Origin of the sequence: Pseudophaeobacter sp. (assembly GCF_048267565.1) — a bacterium.
GTDB lineage: Bacteria > Pseudomonadota > Alphaproteobacteria > Rhodobacterales > Rhodobacteraceae > Pseudophaeobacter > Pseudophaeobacter profundi.
On record NZ_JBLWXG010000010.1, the window covers coordinates 30,938 to 54,632 of the forward strand.

Genomic DNA, 23,695 nt, shown 5'->3' on the forward strand with positions numbered 1-23,695 from the left:
GTCTTATACATCAATTTTCCTTAACTATAGGGACAGAATTCTTGATTTGACGCAGGTGGCAATTCCCATACTGTCGCGCCTCTGATCAGGAGAAATATCCATGTCCCGCAGCGCTGCGCCCCTGTTTACGCCGGTTTTGATTGTCGGTTGCGTTATCATAATGGCCAGCTTTGCGGTGCGGGCGTCATTTGGGGTGTTTCAGATCCCCATCGCCGAGGAATTTGGCTGGCTCAGGGCGGAATTTTCCCTGGCGATTGCCATTCAGAACCTGGCCTGGGGCATTGGACAGCCGCTGTTTGGGGCGTTGGCGGAAAAGATGGGGGATCGCCGGGCCATCATCCTGGGCGCTATCATCTATGCCGCCGGTCTGGTGCTGAGCGCCGGCGCCACAACCCCCTTTGAGATGCAGACCTATGAATGGCTGGTGGGCTTTGGCATTGCGGGCACCGGCTTTGGTGTGGTGCTGGCGGTTGTCGGCCGGGCGAGCTCGGACGCAAACCGGTCGATGTCACTGGCGATTGTCACCGCAGCCGGATCGGCGGGGCAGATCGTCGGTGCCCCAACGGCAGAGTTTTTGCTGTCTCTGATGAGCTGGCAATCGGTGTTTCTGGTCTTTGCCGGCGCGGTTCTGGCACTGATCCTGACGCTGCCCTTGATGCGCGCGCCACAGGTTGCCAGCAAGGCGCAGCTAGAGGCCAGCATGGGGACGGTCCTGAAACAGGCATTCAAGGATCCCTCTTTTACGCTGATCTTTCTGGGTTTTTTCTCTTGTGGCTATCAACTGGCCTTTATCACCGCGCATTTCCCGGCCTTTGTAACCGAGATGTGCGGGCCGATCCTGCCGGGCGGCGCGCTGCATAGTATCGGGATCACCACCACCTCGGCGCTGGGGGCGGTGTCGATTGCCCTGATCGGGGCGGCCAATGTCGGGGGGACGCTGTTTGCCGGCTGGCTGGGCAACCGCTACAGCAAGAAATACCTGTTGGCGGGGATCTATACGGCACGGACGGTTGTCGCCGCCACCTTCATCCTGCTGCCCATTACCCCGCTTAGCGTGATTGTCTTTTCCATCGTGATGGGGTCGCTTTGGCTGGCGACCGTGCCGCTTACCTCGGGGTTGATCGCCCATCTCTATGGGCTGCGCTATATGGGAACGCTGTATGGGATCGTCTTTTTCAGCCATCAGCTGGGCGGCTTCCTTGGCGTCTGGCTGGGCGGGCGGATGTATGACGTCTATGGCGATTACACCTTTGTATGGTGGATCGGCGTTGCCGTGGGCGCCTTTAGCGCAGTGGTGCACCTGCCAGTGCGAGAGACCGCGCCCAAGGGGCTGGCGGTCTGAAGCACTGACAATTGAAACGGCAACTCAAACGGTTGAGCAGGCAGGCGCTACGGCGACCTGATCTGGCCGCCTGTGCTCAGCCCTGGGCTTTCCATTTCTGCAAGATATGGTGGCTGGTCATCAGGTCCAGATGCGCGCCTCCACCATTTTTGAACAGGGTGATCGCGGCGGGGTCAAAGGCCGGAAACTGGTCAATGGCGTAGAAATCCGCCAGTACGTCGCTGCGCTGAATGATACCTTCGGCGAGTGGGATCTTGAATTCACCGATGTGATCCAGCGTGGTGTCAAAGCTGTCGCAATAGATCTGCGCCCGTGTCAGGGCAGTGTCATCCGCTTCGCGCATGTCGGGGCGATAGGCACCGATCATGTTCAGGTGCTGGCCGGGGCGCAGCCAGTCGCCCTTGATCACAGGAGAGGAAGACATGGTCGAGGTCACGATGATGTCAGCTGCCTTCACGGCCTGTTCCAGATCGCTTTCTACCTGGGTGCCGGGGTAGCGCGCGGCCAGCTCTTGTGCCTTGGCTTCTGTCCGGTTGCAGAGCCGGATCTGCGCCTGCGGATAGGCGGCGCCAAAGGCTTCGATCAAGGATCCTGCCACGGTGCCGGCACCAACGATTAGCACCTCGCGGCTGTCGGGGTTGGCCAGACGCAATGCCCCCAGCAGGCTGTCGCCTGCGGTCTTCCACTTGGTCACCAGATGGAAATCCACCAGCGCCTCTAGCGTGCCGTCCAGGTCAGAGTAGAGACAGACCGAACCATTGATCATCGGCTTGCCCGTATCTGGGTTGCGCGGGAAAATATTTGCGGTTTTCACCGCCAACCCCATGCCATCAATCCAGGCCGAGCGGCTGAGCAATGTGTCAGGGCCGCGGTAGAGAAAGGTATCGCCGATCTCGGCCTTGGGCAGGTCGTGGCCACGGGCCAGGGCCTGGGTGAATTCGACCCAGTCCAGCAAGGCTTCGCCGGCGTCAAAGGTGATGAAGGGAATGCTCATTGGGCGTCCTCTTGGCTGAGTAATCCTGCCGAGACCAGACGCGTGGCCCAGCCGTCGGGAGAGGTGAAAAGATGGGTCTGCCAGCCGCGCGCTGCGGCGGCCTCGATGTTTTCGGGCCGGTCATCGGCAAAAAGCAGGCGCTCGGGCAGCACTCCGGCCCCCTGTTCCAGATGTTGATAGATTTCATGGTCCGGCTTGATGCAGCCCAGATGGCCCGAGATATAGGATTGATCGAATTCATTCAGAAACGGGTAGGCCTGTCGCGCCAGATCAAAGGTGCCAATGCCAAAGTTGCTGAGGGCCAGAACCGGAACGCCGCTGGCACGCAGGGCGCGCATCAGGCGCACCGACCGGGCGATTTCGCGCGGGGCAAAGTCCAGCCAGCTGTCGTGCCAATGGCGGATTTCCTCTCGCCATTCAGGGTGTTGGGCTGCCAGGGCATAGACTGACTCGCGAAAGGGGTCGCCGCGATCCAGCCCCAAATTCATCTCATGCAGGGGGACTTCGGCAAACAGGCGTTGCCGGGTCTCTGGCCCGAGGCGGGCATCATAGAACCGCTCTGGGTCCCATTCGATCAGCACTTTGCCAATATCAAAAACGACGGCATCTATGGTCATATCGGTTGCTTTCCTACCCGGCGGCGCGTGGGCGCGGGCGGGTGACAGGGCGGTTGTTGCGGGTCTCGCGCCATACAGAAACAAGACCGGCTCCAATGATCAAGGCGCTTCCGATCCAGACCGGCAGATCGGGCCATTCTTGAAACACCAAAATCCCCCAGATCACCGCCATTGGCATGGTGATGTATTCAAAGGGCGCGACCAGACCGGCCTCGCACTGGCGATAGGCAAAACTGATTAGATAACCGCCGATTGATGCGGTCAGCCCGAGACAGACAAAGGCCCACCAATCGCCCGGCGCAGGCCAGATCCAGGCCCGCAGGATAAAATCCACTGCCGCATTGTCGCCGCTTGCAAAACGGCCATCGCCGGTGGCAAAGCCAACAAGACCGCTGATCAGCAGAAAGGCCAGCGAAGGATAAAAGGTCAGCGCCGCCGCAGTATCCGCGCCGCCTGCGCGCCGGGTCAGCACGTGCAGTGTGGCATAGCCGCAGGCGCCGAAGAGTGGCAACAGCGCTGCCGCCTGAAAACTGTCGGGACCAGGCCGCATGATCACCAGAACGCCGACAAAGCCTACGGCAACCGCGCCCCAGCGCCAGGGGCCGGGGCGTTCGCCCAGCAGGACAACGGACAAGACGGTGACAATCAGCGGGGTGGCAAATGCAATCGCCACAGCGTCGGCCATCGGCATGGTGGCCAGGCCAGTATAAAAACAGAGATTGGCAAAAATTACTGCAGTGCAGCGCATCAGATGCAATCGGGGCTGGCGGCTGCGCAAGACGTGATAACCGCCCTCTAGCGGCACGATGATCAAGAGTAGGATCGGCATTGCCACCACGGATCGCAGCAGAACCACTTGATAAAGCGGATATTCCCCCGAGAGAAACTTGACCAGCACGTCAATGATGGAAAAACAAATCGCAGAGCCCGCCGCGGCCAAGAGCCCCAGGATGCTGACCTTCAGGCTGTCGTTCATCTCTGCCTCCTGTTGTGCCCTGCCTTGATGCATCGCGCAAAACCTGCGCCGGGGCAATGGGGCGGTGGCGGAAAAGAGGGCAAAAGCGGCGACAGGGAACGGGGCGGCAAAACGGTGGATTTGCTGAGAAGCGGTTTGAGGGGCAGAACTGCCCTCAAACGCGCCATATCGAGCCTATGTCTGGCCGATCCCGCCTCAAGGACAAGCCGCTGACGCTGGGGCCTTGCGGCCCTCCTTGACCCGCGATCTGCCAGGGTAGGGGAAGGCGGGGCAGCAGGTTATCCGGCGGCTTTGGCAGCGCGGATTTCGCGTTCCAGCGCATCAAGAAAACGCGAGCGATCCGCCTTGGTGAACCCCTTGCCAGAGCCGCCGGCGCCAAGTGGGTTGGCGGCGCGCAGGTCTGCCATCAGGTCGCGCATCGCCAGTTGTTGGCCGATATTGGCCGGGGTAAAGCGTTCGCCATTGTGGCGCAGGACCTGGGCGCCAGCCTCGATGCATTTGGCGGCCAGCGGAATATCCCCGGTGACCACCACATCGCCCGCGCCGCAGCGTTCGGCGATCCACATGTCGGCCACATCCGGCCCGTCAGAGACGATGATATTTTCCACCAGCGGATTGCGCGAGGGGCGCAGGCCGCCATTGGAGACCACATACATCTTGATCTTGTGGCGGCTGGCGACCCGCTCGGCTTCTTCTTTGACCGGGCAGGCGTCCGCGTCGATATAAAGCGCGCTCACGTGTTGGCCTGCGTGCCGCCCTCGACACCATGGGATTTCTCCTTGGTCTTGGCGGTGGTCTTGGCCGGTGATTTTTCTGACGTTTTGGCGGGGGTTTCTATGGGACGCCGCACCTTGAATTCTTTGGGGATGGGCATCCGGTTAAAGGCATCCAGACCGGCGATCTTATAGGCCTCGGCCAGGGTGGGATAGTTGAAGGTGTTCTGGACAAAATAGTCCACCGTGCCTTTCAGGTTCATCACCGCCTGGCCGATATGGATCAGCTCGGTTGCGCCTTCGCCAACGATCTGCACCCCGAGCAGGCGGCGGGTTTTCAGGCTGATCAGCATCTTCAGCATGCCATGTTCCAGCCCCATGATATGCCCGCGTGAGGTTTCGCGGAACCGCGCGATGCCCACCTCATAGGGGACGCCGCGTTCATTCAGCTCTTCCTCGGACATGCCGCAGGTGGACATTTCCGGTACCGAATAGATGCCATAGGGGTACCAGGGGCTTTCGGGCACCGTCGGCACCTCCATCGCATGGCAGGCGGCAACGCGGCCCTGCTGCAGCGAAGTCGAGGCCAGCGAGGGGTGGCCAATCACATCACCGCTGGCATAGATATGCGGCACCGCTGTCTGATAGCTTTTGCGGTCCACCTCAAGTCGGCCGCGGTGGTCGGTTTCAAGCCCGACAGCGGCAAGGTTCAGCCGGTCGGTGTTGCCCATGCGCCCCGCAGCAAACAGCAGCATTTCGCCGCGGACATGGCGGCCGTTTTCCAGTGTGACCTCGACGTGGCCGCCCGCGTCTTCGATGTGTTCGATGGCAGAGCCAAGCCGCAGATCCACGCCGTTTTCGCGGATCTGGTGGGTAAAGTCCTGGATCAGGGTGCTGTCGATGAAATCGAGAAATGTATCGCGCGGTTCGATCAGGGTGACGCGCACATCCAGCGCCGAAAACATGGTGGCATATTCAACACCGATCACCCCGGCGCCCACCACCACCAGCGAGCGTGGGATCTGCCCCATTTCGAGGAATTCGTCGCCATCCACCACCGTGGTGCCGTTAAAGGGGACGGTGTCGGGGCGATAGGTGCGGCTGCCGGTGGCAATCAGGAATTTACGCGCGGTAACGCGGGTGCTGTCGCCTGCTTCTGTTGCCACTTCGATTTCATGCGGGGCGATAAACTTGGCCATCCCGTAAAGGGTTTCGATGTGGTTGCGGTTGAACTGGTGCTCCAGCACATCGACTTCGTGGTCGAGGGTCATATGCAGCCGCGCCTTCAGGTCGTCGGCCTGGATTTCGTCCTTCACCCGGTAGGAGCGCCCGTAGAAGCTGCGCTCACGCCAGCCCGACAGATTCAGTACGGTTTCGCGCAGAGTTTTGGAGGGGATGGTACCGGTATGCACCGAGACACCGCCCAGCCGATCTTTGCGATCCACCACCAACACCCGGCGTTTCAGTTTGCCGGCCTGAATGGCTGCAGTGCGCCCCGCAGGTCCAGAGCCGATGATCACCAGGTCGTAGTCGAATTCAGTCTTGGGCATATCTGTCATAGGTCAATCCCGATACAGGGCTTCGGCGTGGAAGGTGACATGGTCTTCCATGAAGCTGGAAACAAAGAAATAGCTGTGGTCATAGCCAGGTTGCAGGCGCAGGGTGGCCTCTTGCCGCTGTTCGGCCAGCGCGGCTGCCAGGGCTTCGGGGCGCAGCAGGTCGATGAATTGATCATTGGTGCCGGTATCCACCAGTACCGGCCCGTCAAAGCCGGTGTCGCGCATCATCAGCGTGGCGTCATGTTTGGCCCAGGTGGTTTCATCGCTGCCCAGATAGGCGCCAAGCTGCTTGCGTCCCCAATCGGCCCCGGTTGGGTTGCAGATCGGCGCAAAGGCGGAAACCGAGCGGAAGCGCCCCGGCAGGCCCATCGCCAGGGTCAGCGCGCCATGGCCGCCCATGGAATGGCCGGTAATGGCCTGGCGGTTCAGATCAATGGCGAAGTTTTCCGCCAGAACGGCGGGCAGCTCTTCGGCGATATAGTCCCACATCTGGTAATGCGCGGCCCAGGGGGCCTGGGTGGCATTGACATAGAAGCCCGCGCCCTGGCCCAGATCATAGGCCTCGTCATCGGCGACGCCTTCGCCACGCGGGCTGGTGTCGGGAAAGACGATGGCGATGCCCTGTTCGGCGCACCAGGCCTGCGCCCCGGCTTTGGTCATGGCGTTTTCATGGGTGCAGGTCAGCCCGGAAAGATACCACAAGATCGGCACCGGTCCATCGCGGGCCTCTTCGGGCAGAAACAGGCCAAATGTCATATCGCAGTTGGTAACGCTGCTATTGTGGCGATAGACGCCCTGCTGGCCCCCAAAGGCCTTGTTTTGCGAAAGGGTTTCCATGGCGGGCTCCTGTGTTTTGGTTGACTTATCGCTACCTGTCGCAGGCGCGCGGGTCCAGTGCAGCCGCGGCGGCTGCGCCTGTTTTTGCGCCATTTGCGTTACAAAACCTTGAAGTCTGACCGCAAAACTGCGCTAGGGCAGCGAAACCCAGGCAATGACCATGGGAACGGTCACAATAGAGGCAATGGTTGAAATCAAGATCGCCGCCGAGGCCCGATGCGGCGCAACCCCATAGTGCTGGGCCAGCATATAGACATTGCCTGCCACCGGCAGGGAGGCCGCGGCAATGGCAACCGTGGCGGCAAAGCTGGCAACCGGAAAGAGGTAAAGCATGCAGATCGCAACACAAAGAGGGTGCAGCACCAGCTTGGCAAAGCTGATCCAGCCAGCAATCTGCATCCGTTCCGCCGATTTCGACGCCAGCGAAGCGCCTATCGCAAACAGTGCTCCGGGGGTGGCCGCACCGCCAAGGATCGACAGAAAATCATTCATCGGCGCTGGAATCGGGATTTCAGCGGCAGACCATGCCAGCCCGGCACAGATCGCCAGGATCATCGGATTGCGCAGCAGCCCTAGCAGGACCAGTTTCACCGTTGCCAGCCCAAGACCGCTGGCCGAACCGTCCATCTGGCTCGCGCTTTGCGCCTTGCGTTGACCGATGTTGATCAAAATCACGATCAGCGAGGAAAACACGACAAGATCAATACTGAGAACCACCATCATCGGCCCGACCGAGGCCTCTCCGAACAGCATCGACATCATCGGCAACCCCAGAAAGCCGACATTGCCAATCGCGGCGCATTGCGCTTCGACGGCGGTGGTTGGCATATCCAGTCGCCGCAGCATCGCGACAAGGGTGACAATCAAATAGACCGCCATGGTGCCCGCCAAATAGGCCAGTACCAGATCCAGGTCAAAAATCTCGCCGAAGGAGAGATTGGCGGAAAAGCGGAAAATCATCGCCGACAGGGGGAAGAAAAAGACGAATTTGGTCAGATAGGCGGTGGCTTCTTCACTAAAAAATCGCGTGCGTCCAGCCCAGTAACCCAGGCCAATTATTGCAAAGAAGGGGAGTGTTCTAAAGAAAATATCGACCATTTTCGAAGTGGTAGCGGATCTGGTTGCAAAGGCAAAGCGGAAAGCGCGTCATATGGCGTCAGCTTGCTTTGTGGGGTCTTGCTATAGAAGAGTTGTTGACCCGCACCGCTGTCGTCTAGAATGGGGGCATTCCTGCCAGCGCCTTGAGGTCAGCCATGAACGAACACGCCAGTATCCTGCGAACGGGACGCAAATTTGATCAGGTGCTGCGCGGCGCGCGTGAGGTGTTTCTGGCCGATGGATTTGAAGGCGCCAGCGTCGACGATATCGCCCGCGTGGCGGGGGTGTCCAAGGCGACGCTGTACAACTATTTTCCCGACAAGCGATTGCTGTTCATGGAGGTGGCGCGCAGTGAGTGCGCCCGCCAGGCGGATGCGCCAATGGATCTGGCAACCTGCAGCCGCCCTGCGCGCGAAATTCTGTGCCTCGCTGCGCGGCATATCCTGTCGGTTAGCCTGTCAGATTTTGGCCTCGGGATGTTTCGCATCTGCGTGGCCGAAGCCGACCGCTTTCCCGATCTGGGGCGCCAGTTCTACGAAAGTGGTCCGATGCTCGTACGGGGGAAAATCCGCGATTACCTGTGCAGCGCCACTGCCAAAGGTGAGCTGGAGATTGAGGATTTTGACCTGGCAGCGGATCAATTCGCCGAGCTGTGCCGCGCCGATCTGGTGCCACGGTTGCTGTTCAAGATCGACAGCAGCTTTTCCGAGGCAGAGCGCAGCCGGGTGATCGAGGGGGCCGTTGATACCTTTCTGGCCCGCTATGGGGCGCGCAACACCTGATTGACGTCTGTGGCTTGCGACATCATTCATCAGCTAACAGGTTGAAATTTTTTATTTCAGGCCGTGTTGGGTGATTTGGGTTCAACGCGAAACGCTTTAGTGTGTCACCGCCTGATTTGGGGTCCGACGATAGGATTGGTGGCAGCTATGGCAGGCCTGCATCATTGCCGGAATACTGCGGCGCAGCCCGTTCAATGAACCGGCGTTCAGTTCTTTTGCCGCTATCTGGGCGGTCTCGGCGCGCTGCGTGAAATCCTGCCAGCGGCTCCAGATCTCGGGGCGTGCGTGCGAATTCGGCTCCATCCGCTGTTTCTTGAACCGTTTGGTGATCTTGCGGGTACTGCCGATCAGGGATCGTCGGGCTGCTCTGGCTTGGGTGGCGTTAAAGATGCGGCGCCCGGCGACCATATCGCCCAGGGTGGTCAGGGCGGCTTTCTGGCCCTGCATCAGGGTCAGGCGATCGCGGACATGCTTGTCGGTGATGATCGCGCTGCCTGCGTTCAGATCGGCCCCAAGCATGAGCAGGCAAAGCGCCAGACCAGAGACGAGACCTGCTAATGGCCGGAGCGCCAGCCTGCTTGCGCCTAACGGGCGCGGTGAAGGAGCAGTCATTGTGGTCTCTCCCTATTGGGTGCGCGGCCAAAGACGGGGTTCTGACCAGAGTAGGTGGTCGGCGCGGGCCTGCTGGCATAGTTTCCGACAGCCGGGTTATTTCCGCGTTAAATATTGTAGCCCAAAGGGCAAACCGCAGCAAAAAACGCGCGGTTTGGTGCTGGAGGGATCAAGCCAGGTGCGAAAGATCTTGATTTATGCAGCTGTTGCGGTGAATCTTGGGTATGAGCATAGAGAAAACTCCGCCCTCTCAGGGGGCTGTGATACCGCAACAGGTGGCCTTTGATCGGCGCGAGATGTCGGTGATCCTGTCGCTCTATGGCCGTATGGTTGCTGCCGGAGAATGGCGCGACTACGGCATTTCCTGCCTGCGCGACCTGGCCGTTTTTTCGATCTTTCGCCGCACCGCCGAACATCCGCTGTACCGGATTGAGAAACAGCCCAAGCTGCGCAATCGGCAGGGGCAATATGCTGTGGTGGGCATGGACGGCCAGATCTTGAAACGCGGCAGCGATTTGAAATCAGTGCTGCGGGTGCTGGAACGCAAGCTGATCCGCGCCGTCAAATAGGCTCTGCCCCCCCCCGGCAGTAAGTCTTGGACCAGAGTTTACGCTGCGGGGGTCAGTCGTTTATGTGCGGTGACGGGGCCGTCGCCCTGGTCGGCAATGCGCTGGATCGCCACCTGGAGCGGTTCCATCGCCACGGCCATGGCATGCACATTGGCATGCAGCAGCGTGTCGGGGTCATGAACCCAGGCCACATGCCCCTTCCAGAACAACAGATCGCCGCGCTGATAGGCGCTCCCCTCCGGCAAGATGTGGCCGAGAGCATGCTCTTGTGGGGTGCTGTCGCCAGGGCAGGGGATGGCACAGGCCAGGCAGGCAATTTGCACCAGCCCCGAACAGTCAATGCCGAAGCGGCTGTTACCGCCCCATAGATAGGGGGTGCCAAGGAAGCTCTTGGCCACCGCTACCGGATCGTCCAGATACTGGCCAAGCGGCGTCAGATGCACCTTTGGCACAAAGCCCTGATCGGTGATGGCAAACCGTCCTGTGAACCCCGAAACCCGAAGCTGGCTGGCAAAACTCAGTATCGCCGTGTCACGGGATTTGAAATCGGCCTGGGAATAGACGTGGCTGGCCGGGGTGCTGATCCAGTGGCTGGCCTGTTGCGCGGGGGCCAGGGCCGAGCATGGCAGAAAACCAGTGTAGCCATCTTTGGCCGCGCGCACCTGGGCCCAGTTGGTGTCTTGCTGCAAAACCGTGACAGTCTCGCCGTACAATAACTGGCGCTCTCGCGGGCCTGCGGGGGCCCGCAGGAGATCGACAACCGGCAGGGCAATACGGGCGGTGTTGGCGGTCATTGCGATTACAGCTCCAGCAGGGCGGGCAGGGCGGCAAACAGCGCCCGCCCGCCCTGGCCAATACCGCCCTTGGGGCAACCGGGGGCGGCGCTGGGCATCCAGCCGTAGATGTCAAAATGCATATAGCGGCTGTCAGCGGCAAAGCGGCGCAGGAATAGGGCGGCGGTGATTGAGCCGGCGAATCCACCCGCGGGCGCATTGTCGAGATCGGCAATGGCGGGTTCGATCATGCTCTCGTAGGGGGTATGAAAGGGCATCCGCCAGACCGGATCCGCCTGCGGCACCGCAGCGGCGGCCAGGGCCCCGGCATCATCGTCTTGATCGGTGTAAAACGGTGCCAGATCCGGCCCCACGGCAACCCGCGCCGCGCCGGTCAGCGTCGCCATGGATATGATCAGATCGGGGGCGCCTTCCTCGGCCAGAGTCAATGCGTCGGCCAGCACCAGGCGGCCCTCGGCGTCGGTATTGTTGATTTCAACGGTCAGCCCACTGCGCGAGGTCAGCACATCTCCGGGGCGAAAGGCGTTGCCCGCAACGGAATTCTCGACTGCGGGAATCAGGACCCGCAGTTGCAGTTCTATCCCGGCAGACATGATCATCCGAGCCAGCCCCAACACATTGGCCGCGCCGCCCATGTCTTTTTTCATCAGCCCCATGCTGGCGCCGGGTTTGAGGTTCAGCCCGCCAGTATCAAAGCAGACCCCCTTGCCCACCAGCGTCAGGCTTGGGCCGCTGCTGCCCCAGCGCAGGTCAATCAGGCGTGGAGCCTGTTCGGCGGCGCGCCCGACGCTGTGGATCAGCGGCAGATTGGCCTCTAGCAGGTCATCGCCCACGATCACCCCGACCGAGGCGTCAAATTCGGCGGCCAGGGCCTCAACGGCCTGTTCCAGTTGGGCAGGCCCCATGTCGGCGGCAGGGGTGTTGATCAGGTCGCGGGTCAGGAACTCTGCCGCTGCCAGGTTTTCGACGGCGCGGGCATCCAGACCTTCGGGCGCGACCAGCTTGGCCCCCATTGCGGCGGCTTTTTTGTAGCGGGTGAAACGATACTGGGCCAGCAACCAGCCAAGGCATTCAGCGGCCAGCTGATCCGGCGACAGAAGCGCAGTTTTCCCGCTACTATGGATCAGCTGATAGCTGCCAGCGGGTAGTTTTTCCGCAGCGGCGGCCAGGGTGAATCGCTTGCGGGCGCGCAGTATCTCTGTGCCGTAGCCCGCTAGCGCCACAGTCGCAGCGGGATCTGCGCCCTCTGGTCCCCGTGCCAGCAGGCCGGGCACCAAGAGCGCCTGGCCATATGCGCCGGTAAAGCCATTTTGCGTGACCCATGTTTGCATCGTCTCTGGCTGATCCGCCAGCCAGTCTTGCAGCTGGTCCTGCGCAATCAAATAAAGCGGAACGTCAGTTGCAGTGGCTGGGGCAAAGCGAGGGGCCATGGGGATACTCCGGTTGGGCGTCAAGAGCCATCAGAGTATCTGTCCCCCAGCTGCCTGCAAGCCCTGGCAGTTGTTTGTCGAAATAGATTTCCCAACTGGCGCCCCAGAGCTGCGGCCAGGCAGCGCAACAAGTCAAAGCCGCCCGGAACCGATCTGGTCACCGTGGCGGCTTGGCTGCTGCACAGTTGTGCAGAGCTATCTAGACCGAGAGGTCCTGCTGATCCCAGACAGCGGTCAAAGAGCGTTCTCCGACTCGCAGCAGGCGGAACAGAATCGCCGCCACCGCTGGTGGATCTTTGCTATCAATCGCAAGTGTGACATCGCGCGCAATCGACGCCATTGCGCTCATGCCGATCTGATCTGCGATTGCAATCAGGGACCGTGCATTTTTGCGCAGATCAACCATGTCGTCTTGCCGCCACAGGCGTTCGCAATGCGTCAGGCGCACTGCGAGTTCCTCGATGGCGCGGCAGACGACGTCTTCCGCTCCTGCTTCGCCCAATTGTGCATAAAGCGTACCAAGTTTGTCTGGATCCAGCTTTACGTTTTCTGCCTGCATGACAGTGAGTATATTAGCCACCACATTCACCCTAAATTTAATGTACCCCCACGGCACGCAGCCAATTTGACGCTGAGTGGTTGTCAAAAGGTTTCCGCCCGCCTGTTCAAATCGCTCGAATTTGCTAACAATGCAGGATAATAACCCGGCTAACACTCATACCAGGGGATGCTTCTTATGGAATTTGCCAAACCTCTACCCAGTTATCTGGTCAAGCGTTATCATGGCTGGAAGGCCACATCGTACAAGGAAAACCAGGGCTGGTATCGCCGTCTGGCTACGGAAGGCCAGCGGCCGCGCGCCATGGTGATTTCCTGTTGTGATAGCCGGGTTCACGTGACCTCTATCTTCGGGGCCGACCAGGGAGAGTTCTTTATTCACCGCAATATTGCCAATCTGGTGCCGCCCTATGCGCCCGATGGCGATCACCACGGCACCAGTGCGACGGTGGAATATGCTGTAACTGTGTTGAAAGTGTCGCATCTTATTGTCTTGGGTCATTCGCAGTGTGGCGGTGTGCAGGGCTGTATCGACATGTGCAAAGGCCATGCGCCGATGTTGGAAGCCAAGGAGAGCTTTGTCGGGCGCTGGATGGATATCCTCAAACCCAAGTTCGAGCTGGTGGCGGAAATCGAAGATGAAGACCACCAGGCCCGGCAATTTGAACGCCAGGCGGTTGTGGCCTCGCTGGAAAACCTGATGAGCTTTCCTTTTGTTGACGACGCGGTCAAAGGCGGCGGTCTTAGCCTGCATGGGCTATGGACTGACATCGGCGAAGGCGGGCTGGAATGTTATGACCCTGCGACGGGTCACTTCAAAAAAGTCTGATCTCTGCTGCCTTGCCCCCCGGTCCTGCCGGGCGGGCAGGAATCGCGCTTATTTGCCTATAGTTTTACCCATATTTTTGGCAGCGCGGGTATATCCACCGGCGCTGCCATCGACAAAATGCACATGATCGTCGCGGCTTGCCGAGGGCACGATGCAGGTCAGGCGGGCTTCCTGTTGGCTATGCAGGCCAAAGCGCACCTCTTGCGCGGCCTGCGCGCGGTACAGAATGGCGGTGATCTGATCGCGGATCTCGGGGGTGCAGTCGAGGGTCATCTTCAGCCCATCGTCGAATTTGCGATAATCGGCATTGGCGCTCATCGTTGCTTTGTAGCGGGTGGGGTTGAACTGTCCGGTGGGCTTGTTGCGGCGAAACAACAGGCTTGCCAGCAGCGCCGAGCCCAACAGCGCCAGCTGGCTTTTCCAGAGCGACCGGCTGCCATGGGTTAGCTTGGTTTCAAGCATGAGATCGGGGGGCAGCAGGTTCATGCCGGGGCCTTCCACCGGGACGGGATGCCCCCCACGCGCCAGCTTGGCCGTAAGGGCGAGGATCTCGGCGGTTATCTCGGCAAAACGCGCTGCGCTGGCCAGTGGACCGGGTAGCATCACCAGCGACAGTATCAAACCGTTGCGGGCTGGAATCGTGTTCCAGCGGCAGGACAATCCTGTCAGGTCTGGCGGGGTGTGATCGTCGCTTTCGGCCAGCATGAAGCGGCCCTGTTTCATCTCGGCCTCGGCCCAGGCGAGGCCACCGCCGGAAAACATGGCGTAATCCGCATGATCTGACACCGCGTGGCGGGCGACGGTGACATCCAGCCCCTGGGCACGGACCTTGGCCAGCGGAATGGCGGCCACCCGCAAGGCGATGCCAAACTCTTGCTGGACCCAGTTGCGCAGGCGCACGAGGATGCGCCGGGAGGTATCCGCCTGCGCGGCAGGGACCGCAAACGAGGTGCCATCACCGCCAAAGACAAAGGGAAACGCGGCCCCTTCAACGGCATTTTGCAGGGCAGCAATCACTGCGGCAGCAATCATATTGACGGTCTTGTACCGGCCGGCCGCAATAAGACCGGTGGAATCGACGATATCGCTGCAACAGATCACCCAATCATCCGGCAGCGGCGTAAAGGCGGTGGGCTGGGCCAGATTGGCAAAGCGTGGCTGCCGGGGGAGCGCGTCATAAAAACCGTCGGGTTTTGTCATGGGGCCACTCTCTCTTTATCGCGGCCCCTGTCGGAAGGTCAGGCCGGGCTGCTTGTCAGCAACATAGGCTGAACCATTTGATCTATAAACAATTGTGTCGGTGCACCAAACATGCAAGCTCCTCTTTCTGTCCCCCTTACAAGATCCCGTGATGGGGCGCAGTGCTTTGACCGCAAGAAAGGGAGCGCCGCAAATGCAGGCTGGATTGATCATGTTGTGCCTGGCCTATGTGCTGAGCCAGTTTTTTCGCGCCTTTCTTGGTGTTCTGACCACGGTGCTGGGGCAGGACATTGGCGCCACGCCTGCTGATTTGGCGGATGCCTCGGGCATGTGGTTCCTGTCCTTTGCCGCCATGCAGCTGCCGGTGGGCTGGGCGCTGGACAAGATTGGCCCCAGGCGTACGGCCTCTTGGTTGTTGTTTCTGGGCGGCGCGGGCGGTGCGGCGGTCTTTGCGCTGGCAAGCAACCCCTTTCATGTCAGCATGGCGATGTTCTTTATCGGGATTGGCTGCTCGCCCGTGTTGATGGCGTCATATTACATCTTTGCCCGCCAGTACCCAGTGGCCCGCTTTGCCACCTTGGCGGCCTTGATGCTGGGCATGGGATCGGTCGGCAACCTGGTGGCTTCTTATCCGACGGCCTTTGCGGTAGAGCACCTTGGCTGGCGGGCGACGCTTTGGGGGCTGGCGCTGGCCTCCTGGCTGGTAGCTGCAGGTATTTTCCTGACGGTTCAGGATCCGGCCGCACCTGAAGGCGACCACAAGGGTTCGGTGCTGGATCTGCTGAAAATGCCGGTTCTCTGGGCGATCTTCCCGCTGATGTTTGTCTGTTACGCGCCCTCGGGGGCGCTGCGGGGGCTGTGGATTGGCCCCTACCTTAGCGATGTCTACGGTCTGGATACCGGAGAGATCGGGCTGGCGGCACTGGTCATGGGCATCGCCATGGTGGCGGGCACCTTTGTCTATGGGCCGTTGGATCGGATGTTTGGCAGCCGTAAATGGGTGATTTTTGGCGGCAATGCGCTGGCGGTTCTGGCACTGGGGGCGCTGATTGCAGTGGATGGGGCTGCGGTCTGGATTCCCGTTGTGGTGCTGGCGCTGGTCGGGTTTCTGGGCGGTTCTTTCCCGGTGATCATCGCCCATGGCCGCGCCTTCGTGCCGCCGCATCTGGTGGGGCGCGGGGTTACGCTTCTCAACTTTTTTGGCATTGGCGGCGTGGGAATCATGCAGTTTGTCTCGGGGCGGATACACGCCGATCTGTCCATGGGGGCAGACCCGGCAGCGCCCTATCTGGCGATTTTCGGCTTTTTTGCCCTCGCGCTGTTGCTGGGATGCGTAATTTATCTGTTCAGCCGCGACAGCATGGAGTGAGCGGCCCTTTATTTGCAAGGCGTTTGCCTATAAGAGACCCCAGCCGGCCATAAGGCCGGGTGATACTGGAGAAACGATATGGGTTATCGCGTCGTCGTCGTTGGAGCCACAGGCAATGTGGGCCGCGAAATGTTGAACATCCTGGCTGAGCGCCAGTTCCCTACGGATGAGGTTGCCGTTCTGGCCAGCCGTAAATCGCTGGGAACCGAGGTGACGTTCGGCGAGAAGACGTTGAAAACGCAGGATCTCGACACCTTTGATTTCACCGGCTGGGACATGGCGCTGTTTGCCGTTGGCTCGGACGCGACAAAGATTTACGCCCCCAAGGCCGCCAAGGCGGGCTGCGTGGTGATCGATAACTCGTCGCTGTATCGCTATGACGCGGATGTGCCGCTGATCGTGCCAGAGGTAAACCCCGAGGCGATCCATGGCTATGCCAAGAAGAACATCATCGCCAACCCAAACTGTTCAACCGCGCAGATGGTTGTGGCGCTGAAGCCCCTGCATGACCGGGCTAAGATCAAACGCGTCGTGGTCTCGACCTACCAGTCGGTATCCGGCTCTGGCAAAGAGGCGATCGACGAGCTCTGGGAGCAGACCAAGGCAATTTACAACCCGACCAAGGACGTGCCGCCAAAGGTTTACCCCAAGCAGATCGCCTTCAATGTGATTCCCCACATTGACGTCTTCCTGGATGATGGTTCCACCAAGGAAGAGTGGAAAATGGTTGCCGAAACCAAGAAGATTATCGACAAATCCATCAAGGTCACAGCCACCTGCGTGCGAGTCCCGGTCTTTGTCGGCCATTCGGAATCGATCAATATTGAAACAGAAGATTTCCTTGATGAAGACGAGGCCCGCGACATCCTGCGCGAGGCACCCGGCGTCATGGTGATCGACAAGCGCGAAGACGGTGGCTATGTGACGCCGGTTGAATGCGCTGGCGATTTTGCCACGTTTATCAGCCGCATACGTCAGGATTCCACCATCGATAACGGCTTGAATCTGTGGTGTGTCAGCGACAACCTGCGCAAGGGTGCTGCGCTGAATGCGGTACAGATCGCCGAGCTTTTGGGCCGTGAAGTGTTCAAAAAAGGCTAAAGCTTTTTGTACTTTCGGATAGGGGGCCGCTTCGCATGAGGTGGCCCCCATTCTTTTGCAGGGGTGCCCAAATCTGGCCACAAAACCTAATATCCTAAGGGTGGGATATGAAAAGGGGACGTAAGCCATGTACTCGAAAGATTTTGAACGCGAAACCCATACAACCGGTGATGCAGCCATGCAGCAGACCGCGTGGTCCAGCGCCAGTGACCAGGATCGCATGGATACCGAAATGGCAATCCAGCTGCGCATTCTGCTGACGCCGCACTTCCAAGACGCCACAACCTGGTCTGAACTGCGCAGCGGGCTACAGGCCAAGGGTTTTTATATGAAACGCACCAAGGGACATATGCATCTCTTTGATGCACAGAGCCATGTAGGGATCTGCACCTGCGCGTTTCTGGGCTTTCCCTACAAAGATCTGGAGCAGCGCTTCAAGCGGGTGCGCCCGGTGCGCAAGGCCCCGACACGCCCGATGGCTGCTGCACAGCCGTTTCAGCACTAAACCACATTCCCTCCTACTCTCTCTCGATTTTCCATTGGCCGTGCAGGGTCTAGACTGCAGTCAATGAGGTTCAAAACGGTGCCAGAACGGCGCCGTTTTTGCATGTTTAGCGCCAGCTTTGTCAGCTAGGGGGCGATGCGGCCAGTCGGGTTGCTGCCCTTGATACTGCGGGCGGATTTGTCAGTCACAATGGTCGCGCGGTTGCCCATGCTGGATCAGCGCGGCGATCAGTTCTGACAGCACTTCGTCCCGGCTGGTGGTGGGGCGTCTGACGACGCCCAGTCGACGATGGGTCGGTGGCGTGCCAAAGGGGAACCAGTCAAGCGCAGCAGTGATCGAATCCTGCAACACGACATAGGGGATGATGGCAAAGCCGATCCCGGCCCGTACGCAGCCCACTACCACCGTCATCGTGTTGACCGACACCACCTGTCGCGGCACGATGCCAAGCTGGGCGATTTCAGTGTCGATCTGGCGTGCCAGCGGCACCTGCGGGCGATAGCGGATGTAGGGCACGTCGCGAAGCAGCTCGTGGATCGTCATGCCGCCGACGCCTGGTGGGGTAATCACCACCAGCGGTTCATTGAGCACCTCGGTCCAGCGCAGGCCCGGCGGCACCGCCACATGTTCGGAGACCAGCGCAGCATCAAGCTGCCCCGAGACCACTTCTCTCATCAACTCTTCGGACATGCCAATACGCAGGCGGAAATTGAGCTCGGGGTATCGCCCCTGCAGGGTGGCCAGCGCATTGGGCACCAACGAGTTGGCCCCGGTGCGCAGGGTGCCAAATGCAAGCGTGCCGCTGACATGCCCTCCAGTAACCGAGGATTTGGTTTCGGTCACGATGCGCAGAATTTGCCGGGCGGCGCGCAACAGCTCTGCGCCCTTGGCGGTTAGCACCGGCGGTCTGCGTGATCGGTCGAACAATTCGGCACCCAGCTCGACCTCAAGCGCAGAAACCTGCTGGCTGACCGCCGAGGCGGTGATGTTGATCGCCTGCGCTGCCGCAGCAAAACCGCCATGCTGTTCGATGGCGAGAAGGGTTTCAAGTTGACGTGTGTCCATCCCTGTAAGTTAAGTAATGCTGAACATAATGGCAAGAATTACGCGCTTTGTGAGCGTCTGACTTGTGTTAACCCTGTCGGACAATACATCGTCGGCGGATGAACCGCTGGCCGAAACACAGGGAGCCTCCCCATGAAACTCCGCACGGGCCTTGCCGCCCTTCTTGCCGCCGCCACTTTGGTTGCTGCTCCGGCCAGCGCGCAGGACTACCCCGAGCGCCCGGTCGAATTCATCGTGCCCTGGTCGCCGGGTGGTGGTTCTGACACGCTGATGCGCTTGATTTCAGGCAATATCGCCGACCACCTAGGCGCTGAGATGCCGATCATCAACATGCCCGGCGTTGGTGGCACCGTTGGCCTGCGCGAGGCCTCGCGCCGTGCCGCAGATGGCTATACCGTCAGCCAGGTGCATGAGGGCCTTCTTGTTGCCACAGAGGCTGGCATCACCGACCTTTCCTGGGACGATTTTGAACCTATCGCGCTGATGACCGCCTCGCCGCAGTATCTGGTGGTGCACCCGACCGAAGACTATGCGGATTTTGCGGAATTCCTTGCCTATGCCAAGGCAAACCCCGGTGCGATCACCATGGGCGTGACTTTGGGCGGTCTGCCGCATTTGCACGCGGCGATGATTGAGCAGGCCTATGGGCTGCAATTCCAATATGTTGGCTATGAAGGCACCGGAGAACGCATCCGTGCCCTCGTCGGTGGCAACCTTGATGCGGCCATGGGCGATATCGCCTCGTCCAAGCAGTTTGTCGACAATGGCGACCTGCAGTTCCTTGCCGTCGGCACCCCCGAGCGCGTGCAAGAGGTGCCCGATGTGCCAACCTTTGTCGAACTTGGCTCTGATCTCAATCTGTTGGTGACCCGTGGCATCGTGATGCCAAAGGGTGCGCCGCAGCAGGCCCGCGACAAGATGGAAGCCGCACTCGAAGCGCTGTCGCAGGATGAGAATTATATCGCGCAGACCAACAATGCGGGCTCTTCGGTGATGTTCCGTGGCCAAGAGGACTATCGCATCTATCTGACAAAGCTGGACGAGACAGTGAAGTCGCTGGCCGAGGTTCTCGCGCCATGAGCGACGCCGACTATGACAAGCAGCAGGCAGGGGAGGCAGGCGAGATCGCCCGCCTCCTAAGCTATGTGCTGATCCTCCTCGCCTCGGCTGGGCTGTTTGTTTCGGCCACGGCGATTCCCACCTCGCGGTTTGAACAGCTTGGTGCTGGCGCCTTTCCCAAGATCGTTTTTGCCGGTATCGCGCTGGTGGCCGTCATCGCAATCGTCGAGGCGCTGCGGAAAATTCCCGCAGGTGCCTATGGGCGCTTTGCACGGCAGACGCAGGCCTGGGCCGGGCGTCGCTACCTTGTTTTCGCTACGCTGGGAGCGCTGGCTGTCTATCTGGTGCTGATCCCAGTGCTGGGTTTTTCACTCGCGAGTTTTCTCTTTATCCTCGGGCTAGAGCTGGTCCTGATGCCACGTCGCGCCGCGACGCTGCTGATTGCGGTGATCGTGGCGGCTGTCTTTTCCTTCGGGTTGAACTGGCTGTTCGCCGAGGTTTTCACCGTCTTCCTGCCGCGCGGGGTGTTTTGATATGGACAGCTTTCTTTCCGGCCTGGTGCAGATCTTCACGCTTGCCACGCTGATCTACATGTTTGCGGGCTCTATCGCGGGTATCATCGCTGCGGCTATTCCCGGCTTTACCGTCACCATGGCCATTGTGCTGACGCTGCCCCTGACTTTCACCATGGAGCCGCTGCAGGGGATCGCGGTGATGCTGTCGGTCTATGTTGGTGGCTACACTGGCGGGCTGATCTCGGCGGCGCTGTTGGGCATTCCCGGCACGCCATCTTCGGTCGCTACCACCTTTGATGCCTTTCCGATGGCCCGCAGGGGAGAGCCGGGCCGGGCTCTGTCGCTGGGGATTTGGGCCTCATTCTTTGGCACGGTGATCTCGACGCTGGTGCTGATCGTCGCGGCACCGCCACTGGCGATGTTCGCGGTGAAGCTTGGCCCTTGGGAATATTTCTCGCTGATCGTTTTTGCGCTGACCATTGTTGCCTCTCTGGTGGGCGACAGCGTGATCCGGGGGATGCTGGCCGGGCTTATCGGGCTTGGCATTTCGACTGTCGGCACCGACCCTATCATGGGCCGCCCGCGGTTTGACTTTGGCATAGAGATGCTGCAGGCGGGCCTGCCCTTTCTGGTGGTGCTGATTGGCATCTTCGCGATCTCGCAACTGACCTCCGAGGTGGAGGATCCAAAATCGGTCCGGTCCGGCAATGCGCTGGTGACCGGTGCAATCGACTTTCAGACCTGGCAGGTGATGAAAGAGGTGTTGATGCGCCCGGTGAATCTTGTCCGCTCTTCCGTCGTAGGCGTGCTGATCGGCGCGCTGCCGGGGGCAGGGGGCTCGATCGCCAATCTGGTTGCCTATGATCAGGCCAAGCGGAATTCGAAGGACCCTGAAAGCTTTGGCAAGGGTAACCCCGATGGCGTTGTCGCCTCGGAGGCCGGCAATTCCGCCACCGCTGGCGGCGGGCTGATCCCGCTGATCGGGCTGGGCATTCCAGGGTCTGCAGTGGATGCAATCCTGATGGCCGCGCTGATGGTGCATGGCATTTCCGTTGGCCCACGGCTGATCATGGATCACGCCGATCTCGTCTACGGTATGTTCATCGCCATGGCGGTTGCCTCGCTGATGATGCTGATTGTCTCGGTATTGTCGATGCGTCTGTTTCTGCGGGTTGCCGAGGTGCCAAAATGGCTGATCGTGCCGGTGGTGATGGTCTGCTGTGTTGTCGGCTCCTTTGCCTTGAACAACCGGGTGAGCGATCTCTACCTGCTGGGCTTTGTCGGGGTTGCTGGCTACACGCTGCGCGCGCTTGGCTATTCCTTGGCCCCCCTGGTGCTGGGGGTGATCCTTGGCCCCATCGCCGAGACCAATCTGCGCCGGGCGCTGATGACCGACGCGGATCCGACGCTGTTCCTGACGCGACCAATCAGCCTTATCTTTCTTATGCTTGCCGTGATCTCGATTGCCTGGGCAATCCGCGGCCATCTCAAACACCGTAAACCCTCTGGGAGGAGCAACGATGCATCTGCGTCATAATTCCATCTACCCGTCGCGCCGCTCGCCGGTGCTTGCCGACAATGTCGTGGCGACCTCGCAGCCGCTGGCCACCCAGGCCGGGCTGGCCATCCTGCAACAGGGCGGCAATGCGGTGGATGCCGCGATTGCCACTGCCGCCGCGCTGACCGTGGTTGAACCCACGGGCAACGGGCTTGGCTCGGATGCCTTTTGCATCCTGTGGGATGGCAAGCAGTTGCACGGGCTCAATGCCTCGGGTCGGGCGCCCGCAGCCTGGACGCCCGAGCGTTTTCCAGAGGGAATACCCGAGCATGGCTGGGATGCGGTGACAGTGCCCGGCGCGGTCAGCGCCTGGGTTGAGCTGTCAGAGCGCTTTGGCAAGCTGGGGCTGGCCACCGTTCTGGCCCCCGCGATCCGCTACGCCGAAGAAGGGTTCATTGTCTCGCCGGTGATTGCAGCGCTTTGGGCCAAAGGGGCTGAAACCCTGGGTGAACAGCCCGGCTTTGCGGCGACCTTCATGCCGGGCGGCCAGCCCCCGAAAGCGGGCGAGCGGTTCTGCAATCCCGGCGCGGCGCGCACCCTGCGGGCCATCGCTGACACCAAGGGGCGGGCCTTCTACCAAGGTGAAATCGCCGAGGAGATCATCGCCTTTTCGCAGGCCAATGGCGGTGCGATGACGATGCAGGACCTGGCCGACCATGCGACGGATTGGTGCGGTACGGTCAGCCAGGCCTTTGACGAGGTGGAACTGCACGAGATCCCGCCGAATGGTCAGGGCATTGCTGCGCTCATGGCGCTGGGCATGTTGCAGCACAGCTCTATCCGTGATCATGGCCCGGATGATCTGACGGCTGTGCATCTGCAGATCGAGGCGATCAAGCTGGCCTATGCCGACCTGCATGCCTTTGTCGCGGATCGTGATCACATGACTGACGTGGATGAGACGGCCTTGCTGGACCCCGAGTACCTGAAATCTCGCGCCGCGCTGATCTCGGAAGACAGGGCGCAGGATTTTGGCCCCGGCGCACCAAAACGCGGCGGCACCGTGCTGCTTAATACGGCTGATGAGTCGGGCATGATGGTCAGTTTCATTCAGTCCAACTATGCGGGGTTCGGATCAGGAGTGGTGGTGCCAGGCACCGGCGTCTCTATGCAAAACCGCGGCTTTGGCTTTACCACAGAAACGGGGCACCCCAACCGCGTTGCAGGCGGCAAGCGGCCGTTCCACACGATCATTCCAGGTTTTGTGATGAAGAATGGCGCGCCGCTGATGGCCTTTGGCATGATGGGCGGGCCGATCCAGGCACAGGGCCACATGCAGTTGCTGCTGCGCACCGAACTGTGGGGCCAGGACGTGCAGACCGCTGCCGACGCCCCGCGCTGGCGGATGATCGAAGGACTGGATGTGGCCTGCGAGCCAAGCATGGAGCCCGCACTTCTGGACGGGCTGAAGGCGCTTGGCCATCGGGTGCAGATCGAGGCACCCGACAATGCCTTTGGCTTTGGCGGTGCGCAGCTGGTGCACCGGCTACCACAGGGCGGTTTTGCCGCCGGCTCGGATCCGCGCAAGGATGGCCAGGCCGCAGGGTTCTGACCCCGCTGCTGACATCTTGCGCAAAATTCGGTAGGGCCGTGGCATCCGTGTCACGGCCCGG

24 protein-coding genes are annotated in these 23,695 nt (G+C 60.5%); 11 read left to right on the forward strand and 13 right to left on the reverse strand.

The genetic code is table 11. The features are described 5' to 3' along the window. Positions 1–100: 100 nt before the first annotated feature. Positions 101–1,342, forward strand: coding sequence for an MFS transporter (locus ACN0VH_RS17410; RefSeq protein ID WP_278924004.1), 1,242 nt, complete (start codon positions 101–103; stop codon positions 1,340–1,342). Between the two features lie 76 nt (positions 1,343–1,418). Here ACN0VH_RS17410 and ACN0VH_RS17415 read toward each other — a convergent pair whose 3' ends face one another. The 7 genes from ACN0VH_RS17415 to ACN0VH_RS17445 all read right to left on the reverse strand — a co-directional run bounded on the left by ACN0VH_RS17415 (position 1,419) and on the right by ACN0VH_RS17445 (position 8,136). After that, entirely contained in the window at positions 1,419–2,336 is a 918-nt protein-coding gene (locus tag ACN0VH_RS17415; RefSeq protein ID WP_417701565.1) for an ornithine cyclodeaminase family protein, read from the reverse strand. After that, entirely contained in the window at positions 2,333–2,953 is a 621-nt protein-coding gene (locus ACN0VH_RS17420) for an HAD family hydrolase (protein ID WP_278924006.1), read from the reverse strand. Before ACN0VH_RS17420 ends, ACN0VH_RS17415 begins: the two co-directional genes overlap by 4 nt. Before the next feature lie 13 nt (positions 2,954–2,966). After that, entirely contained in the window at positions 2,967–3,929 is a 963-nt protein-coding gene (locus ACN0VH_RS17425) for a DMT family transporter (protein WP_278924007.1), read from the reverse strand. A gap of 278 nt (positions 3,930–4,207) precedes the next feature. Then, on the reverse strand, positions 4,208–4,666 hold the full coding sequence (locus ACN0VH_RS17430; protein ID WP_278924008.1) for a YaiI/YqxD family protein: 459 nt from the start codon (positions 4,664–4,666) through the stop codon (positions 4,208–4,210). Then, a complete protein-coding gene (gene sthA, locus ACN0VH_RS17435) occupies positions 4,663–6,201 on the reverse strand; it encodes a Si-specific NAD(P)(+) transhydrogenase (RefSeq protein ID WP_278924009.1) in 1,539 nt (512 codons plus the stop codon). The genes ACN0VH_RS17430 and sthA overlap by 4 nt, the downstream gene beginning before the upstream one ends. Positions 6,202–6,204: 3 nt before the next feature. Next, positions 6,205–7,038 carry an S-formylglutathione hydrolase gene (gene fghA / locus ACN0VH_RS17440; protein ID WP_278924010.1) on the reverse strand — a complete coding sequence of 278 codons (834 nt, stop codon included), beginning with the start codon at positions 7,036–7,038 and terminating at the stop codon, positions 6,205–6,207. A gap of 132 nt (positions 7,039–7,170) precedes the next feature. Continuing rightward, positions 7,171–8,136, reverse strand: coding sequence for an AEC family transporter (locus tag ACN0VH_RS17445; RefSeq protein ID WP_278924011.1), 966 nt, complete (start codon positions 8,134–8,136; stop codon positions 7,171–7,173). 155 nt (positions 8,137–8,291) lie between these two features. Between ACN0VH_RS17445 and ACN0VH_RS17450 the strand changes: the two genes are divergently transcribed. After that, the gene (locus ACN0VH_RS17450; protein ID WP_278924012.1) at positions 8,292–8,918 is read left to right on the forward strand and encodes a TetR/AcrR family transcriptional regulator; all 627 of its coding nucleotides are present in this window, start codon (positions 8,292–8,294) and stop codon (positions 8,916–8,918) included. A gap of 96 nt (positions 8,919–9,014) precedes the next feature. On the opposite strand, the gene ACN0VH_RS17455 is transcribed toward ACN0VH_RS17450, so the two are convergent. Further along, entirely contained in the window at positions 9,015–9,530 is a 516-nt protein-coding gene (locus tag ACN0VH_RS17455; protein WP_417701570.1) for a c-type cytochrome, read from the reverse strand. A 224-nt stretch (positions 9,531–9,754) separates the two neighbouring features. Here ACN0VH_RS17455 and ACN0VH_RS17460 point away from each other — a divergent pair, with 224 nt between their 5' ends. Continuing rightward, positions 9,755–10,099 carry a DUF2794 domain-containing protein gene (locus tag ACN0VH_RS17460; RefSeq protein ID WP_278924014.1) on the forward strand — a complete coding sequence of 115 codons (345 nt, stop codon included), beginning with the start codon at positions 9,755–9,757 and terminating at the stop codon, positions 10,097–10,099. A 38-nt stretch (positions 10,100–10,137) separates the two neighbouring features. Here ACN0VH_RS17460 and ACN0VH_RS17465 read toward each other — a convergent pair whose 3' ends face one another. From ACN0VH_RS17465 to ACN0VH_RS17475, 3 genes are all read right to left on the reverse strand, one after another. Then, on the reverse strand, positions 10,138–10,893 hold the full coding sequence (locus ACN0VH_RS17465; RefSeq protein WP_417701572.1) for a C40 family peptidase: 756 nt from the start codon (positions 10,891–10,893) through the stop codon (positions 10,138–10,140). A gap of 5 nt (positions 10,894–10,898) precedes the next feature. Then, entirely contained in the window at positions 10,899–12,323 is a 1,425-nt protein-coding gene (locus ACN0VH_RS17470; RefSeq protein WP_278924016.1) for a leucyl aminopeptidase family protein, read from the reverse strand. Between the two features lie 199 nt (positions 12,324–12,522). Continuing rightward, the gene (locus ACN0VH_RS17475) at positions 12,523–12,882 is read right to left on the reverse strand and encodes a hypothetical protein (protein ID WP_278924087.1); all 360 of its coding nucleotides are present in this window, start codon (positions 12,880–12,882) and stop codon (positions 12,523–12,525) included. 177 nt (positions 12,883–13,059) lie between these two features. Here ACN0VH_RS17475 and ACN0VH_RS17480 point away from each other — a divergent pair, with 177 nt between their 5' ends. After that, positions 13,060–13,710, forward strand: a complete 651-nt coding sequence (locus ACN0VH_RS17480) for a carbonic anhydrase (RefSeq protein ID WP_278924017.1) — start codon at positions 13,060–13,062, stop codon at positions 13,708–13,710. 48 nt (positions 13,711–13,758) lie between these two features. On the opposite strand, the gene ACN0VH_RS17485 is transcribed toward ACN0VH_RS17480, so the two are convergent. Next, entirely contained in the window at positions 13,759–14,910 is a 1,152-nt protein-coding gene (locus ACN0VH_RS17485; RefSeq protein WP_417701574.1) for a DUF3095 domain-containing protein, read from the reverse strand. Between the two features lie 193 nt (positions 14,911–15,103). On the opposite strand from ACN0VH_RS17485, the gene ACN0VH_RS17490 reads away from it, so the two are divergent. The 3 genes from ACN0VH_RS17490 to ACN0VH_RS17500 all read left to right on the forward strand — a co-directional run bounded on the left by ACN0VH_RS17490 (position 15,104) and on the right by ACN0VH_RS17500 (position 17,885). Next, positions 15,104–16,279: an MFS transporter gene (locus tag ACN0VH_RS17490; protein ID WP_417701576.1), complete on the forward strand. Its 1,176-nt coding sequence runs from the start codon at positions 15,104–15,106 to the stop codon at positions 16,277–16,279. Positions 16,280–16,357: 78 nt separating this feature from the next. Beyond that, the gene (locus tag ACN0VH_RS17495; protein ID WP_278924020.1) at positions 16,358–17,380 is read left to right on the forward strand and encodes an aspartate-semialdehyde dehydrogenase; all 1,023 of its coding nucleotides are present in this window, start codon (positions 16,358–16,360) and stop codon (positions 17,378–17,380) included. Between the two features lie 127 nt (positions 17,381–17,507). After that, the gene (locus ACN0VH_RS17500) at positions 17,508–17,885 is read left to right on the forward strand and encodes an aspartate-semialdehyde dehydrogenase (RefSeq protein ID WP_417701578.1); all 378 of its coding nucleotides are present in this window, start codon (positions 17,508–17,510) and stop codon (positions 17,883–17,885) included. Between the two features lie 180 nt (positions 17,886–18,065). On the opposite strand, the gene ACN0VH_RS17505 is transcribed toward ACN0VH_RS17500, so the two are convergent. Continuing rightward, on the reverse strand, positions 18,066–18,950 hold the full coding sequence (locus ACN0VH_RS17505) for a LysR family transcriptional regulator (RefSeq protein ID WP_278924022.1): 885 nt from the start codon (positions 18,948–18,950) through the stop codon (positions 18,066–18,068). Positions 18,951–19,082: 132 nt separating this feature from the next. Here ACN0VH_RS17505 and ACN0VH_RS17510 point away from each other — a divergent pair, with 132 nt between their 5' ends. Genes ACN0VH_RS17510 through ACN0VH_RS17525 form a run of 4 tightly spaced genes read left to right on the forward strand, consistent with a single transcriptional unit; the run spans position 19,083 to position 23,634 of the window. Beyond that, positions 19,083–20,030, forward strand: a complete 948-nt coding sequence (locus ACN0VH_RS17510) for a Bug family tripartite tricarboxylate transporter substrate binding protein (RefSeq protein WP_417701580.1) — start codon at positions 19,083–19,085, stop codon at positions 20,028–20,030. Next, on the forward strand, positions 20,027–20,542 hold the full coding sequence (locus tag ACN0VH_RS17515; RefSeq protein ID WP_417701582.1) for a tripartite tricarboxylate transporter TctB family protein: 516 nt from the start codon (positions 20,027–20,029) through the stop codon (positions 20,540–20,542). Before ACN0VH_RS17510 ends, ACN0VH_RS17515 begins: the two co-directional genes overlap by 4 nt. Before the next feature lies 1 nt (position 20,543). Further along, entirely contained in the window at positions 20,544–22,061 is a 1,518-nt protein-coding gene (locus ACN0VH_RS17520) for a tripartite tricarboxylate transporter permease (protein WP_417701584.1), read from the forward strand. After that, positions 22,045–23,634, forward strand: coding sequence for a gamma-glutamyltransferase family protein (locus tag ACN0VH_RS17525; protein ID WP_417701586.1), 1,590 nt, complete (start codon positions 22,045–22,047; stop codon positions 23,632–23,634). The genes ACN0VH_RS17520 and ACN0VH_RS17525 overlap by 17 nt, the downstream gene beginning before the upstream one ends. The last annotated feature ends 61 nt before the right edge of the window (positions 23,635–23,695 follow it).

Bases quoted from the DNA above. Each gene is read 5' to 3' on its own strand.
- ACN0VH_RS17410 (WP_278924004.1), top strand. From the start codon at position 101: ATGTCCCGCAGCGCTGCGCCCCTGTTTACGCCGGTTTTGATTGTCGGT.
- ACN0VH_RS17415 (WP_417701565.1), bottom strand. From the start codon at position 2,336: ATGAGCATTCCCTTCATCACCTTTGACGCCGGCGAAGCCTTGCTGGAC.
- ACN0VH_RS17420 (WP_278924006.1), bottom strand. From the start codon at position 2,953: ATGACCATAGATGCCGTCGTTTTTGATATTGGCAAAGTGCTGATCGAA.
- ACN0VH_RS17425 (WP_278924007.1), bottom strand. From the start codon at position 3,929: ATGAACGACAGCCTGAAGGTCAGCATCCTGGGGCTCTTGGCCGCGGCG.
- sthA (WP_278924009.1), bottom strand. From the start codon at position 6,201: ATGACAGATATGCCCAAGACTGAATTCGACTACGACCTGGTGATCATC.
- fghA (WP_278924010.1), bottom strand. From the start codon at position 7,038: ATGGAAACCCTTTCGCAAAACAAGGCCTTTGGGGGCCAGCAGGGCGTC.
- ACN0VH_RS17445 (WP_278924011.1), bottom strand. From the start codon at position 8,136: ATGGTCGATATTTTCTTTAGAACACTCCCCTTCTTTGCAATAATTGGC.
- ACN0VH_RS17450 (WP_278924012.1), top strand. From the start codon at position 8,292: ATGAACGAACACGCCAGTATCCTGCGAACGGGACGCAAATTTGATCAG.
- ACN0VH_RS17455 (WP_417701570.1), bottom strand. From the start codon at position 9,530: ATGACTGCTCCTTCACCGCGCCCGTTAGGCGCAAGCAGGCTGGCGCTC.
- ACN0VH_RS17460 (WP_278924014.1), top strand. From the start codon at position 9,755: ATGAGCATAGAGAAAACTCCGCCCTCTCAGGGGGCTGTGATACCGCAA.
- ACN0VH_RS17465 (WP_417701572.1), bottom strand. From the start codon at position 10,893: ATGACCGCCAACACCGCCCGTATTGCCCTGCCGGTTGTCGATCTCCTG.
- ACN0VH_RS17470 (WP_278924016.1), bottom strand. From the start codon at position 12,323: ATGGCCCCTCGCTTTGCCCCAGCCACTGCAACTGACGTTCCGCTTTAT.
- ACN0VH_RS17475 (WP_278924087.1), bottom strand. From the start codon at position 12,882: ATGCAGGCAGAAAACGTAAAGCTGGATCCAGACAAACTTGGTACGCTT.
- ACN0VH_RS17480 (WP_278924017.1), top strand. From the start codon at position 13,060: ATGGAATTTGCCAAACCTCTACCCAGTTATCTGGTCAAGCGTTATCAT.
- ACN0VH_RS17485 (WP_417701574.1), bottom strand. From the start codon at position 14,910: ATGACAAAACCCGACGGTTTTTATGACGCGCTCCCCCGGCAGCCACGC.
- ACN0VH_RS17490 (WP_417701576.1), top strand. From the start codon at position 15,104: ATGCAGGCTGGATTGATCATGTTGTGCCTGGCCTATGTGCTGAGCCAG.
- ACN0VH_RS17495 (WP_278924020.1), top strand. From the start codon at position 16,358: ATGGGTTATCGCGTCGTCGTCGTTGGAGCCACAGGCAATGTGGGCCGC.
- ACN0VH_RS17500 (WP_417701578.1), top strand. From the start codon at position 17,508: ATGTACTCGAAAGATTTTGAACGCGAAACCCATACAACCGGTGATGCA.
- ACN0VH_RS17505 (WP_278924022.1), bottom strand. From the start codon at position 18,950: ATGGACACACGTCAACTTGAAACCCTTCTCGCCATCGAACAGCATGGC.
- ACN0VH_RS17510 (WP_417701580.1), top strand. From the start codon at position 19,083: ATGAAACTCCGCACGGGCCTTGCCGCCCTTCTTGCCGCCGCCACTTTG.
- ACN0VH_RS17515 (WP_417701582.1), top strand. From the start codon at position 20,027: ATGAGCGACGCCGACTATGACAAGCAGCAGGCAGGGGAGGCAGGCGAG.
- ACN0VH_RS17520 (WP_417701584.1), top strand. From the start codon at position 20,544: ATGGACAGCTTTCTTTCCGGCCTGGTGCAGATCTTCACGCTTGCCACG.
- ACN0VH_RS17525 (WP_417701586.1), top strand. From the start codon at position 22,045: ATGCATCTGCGTCATAATTCCATCTACCCGTCGCGCCGCTCGCCGGTG.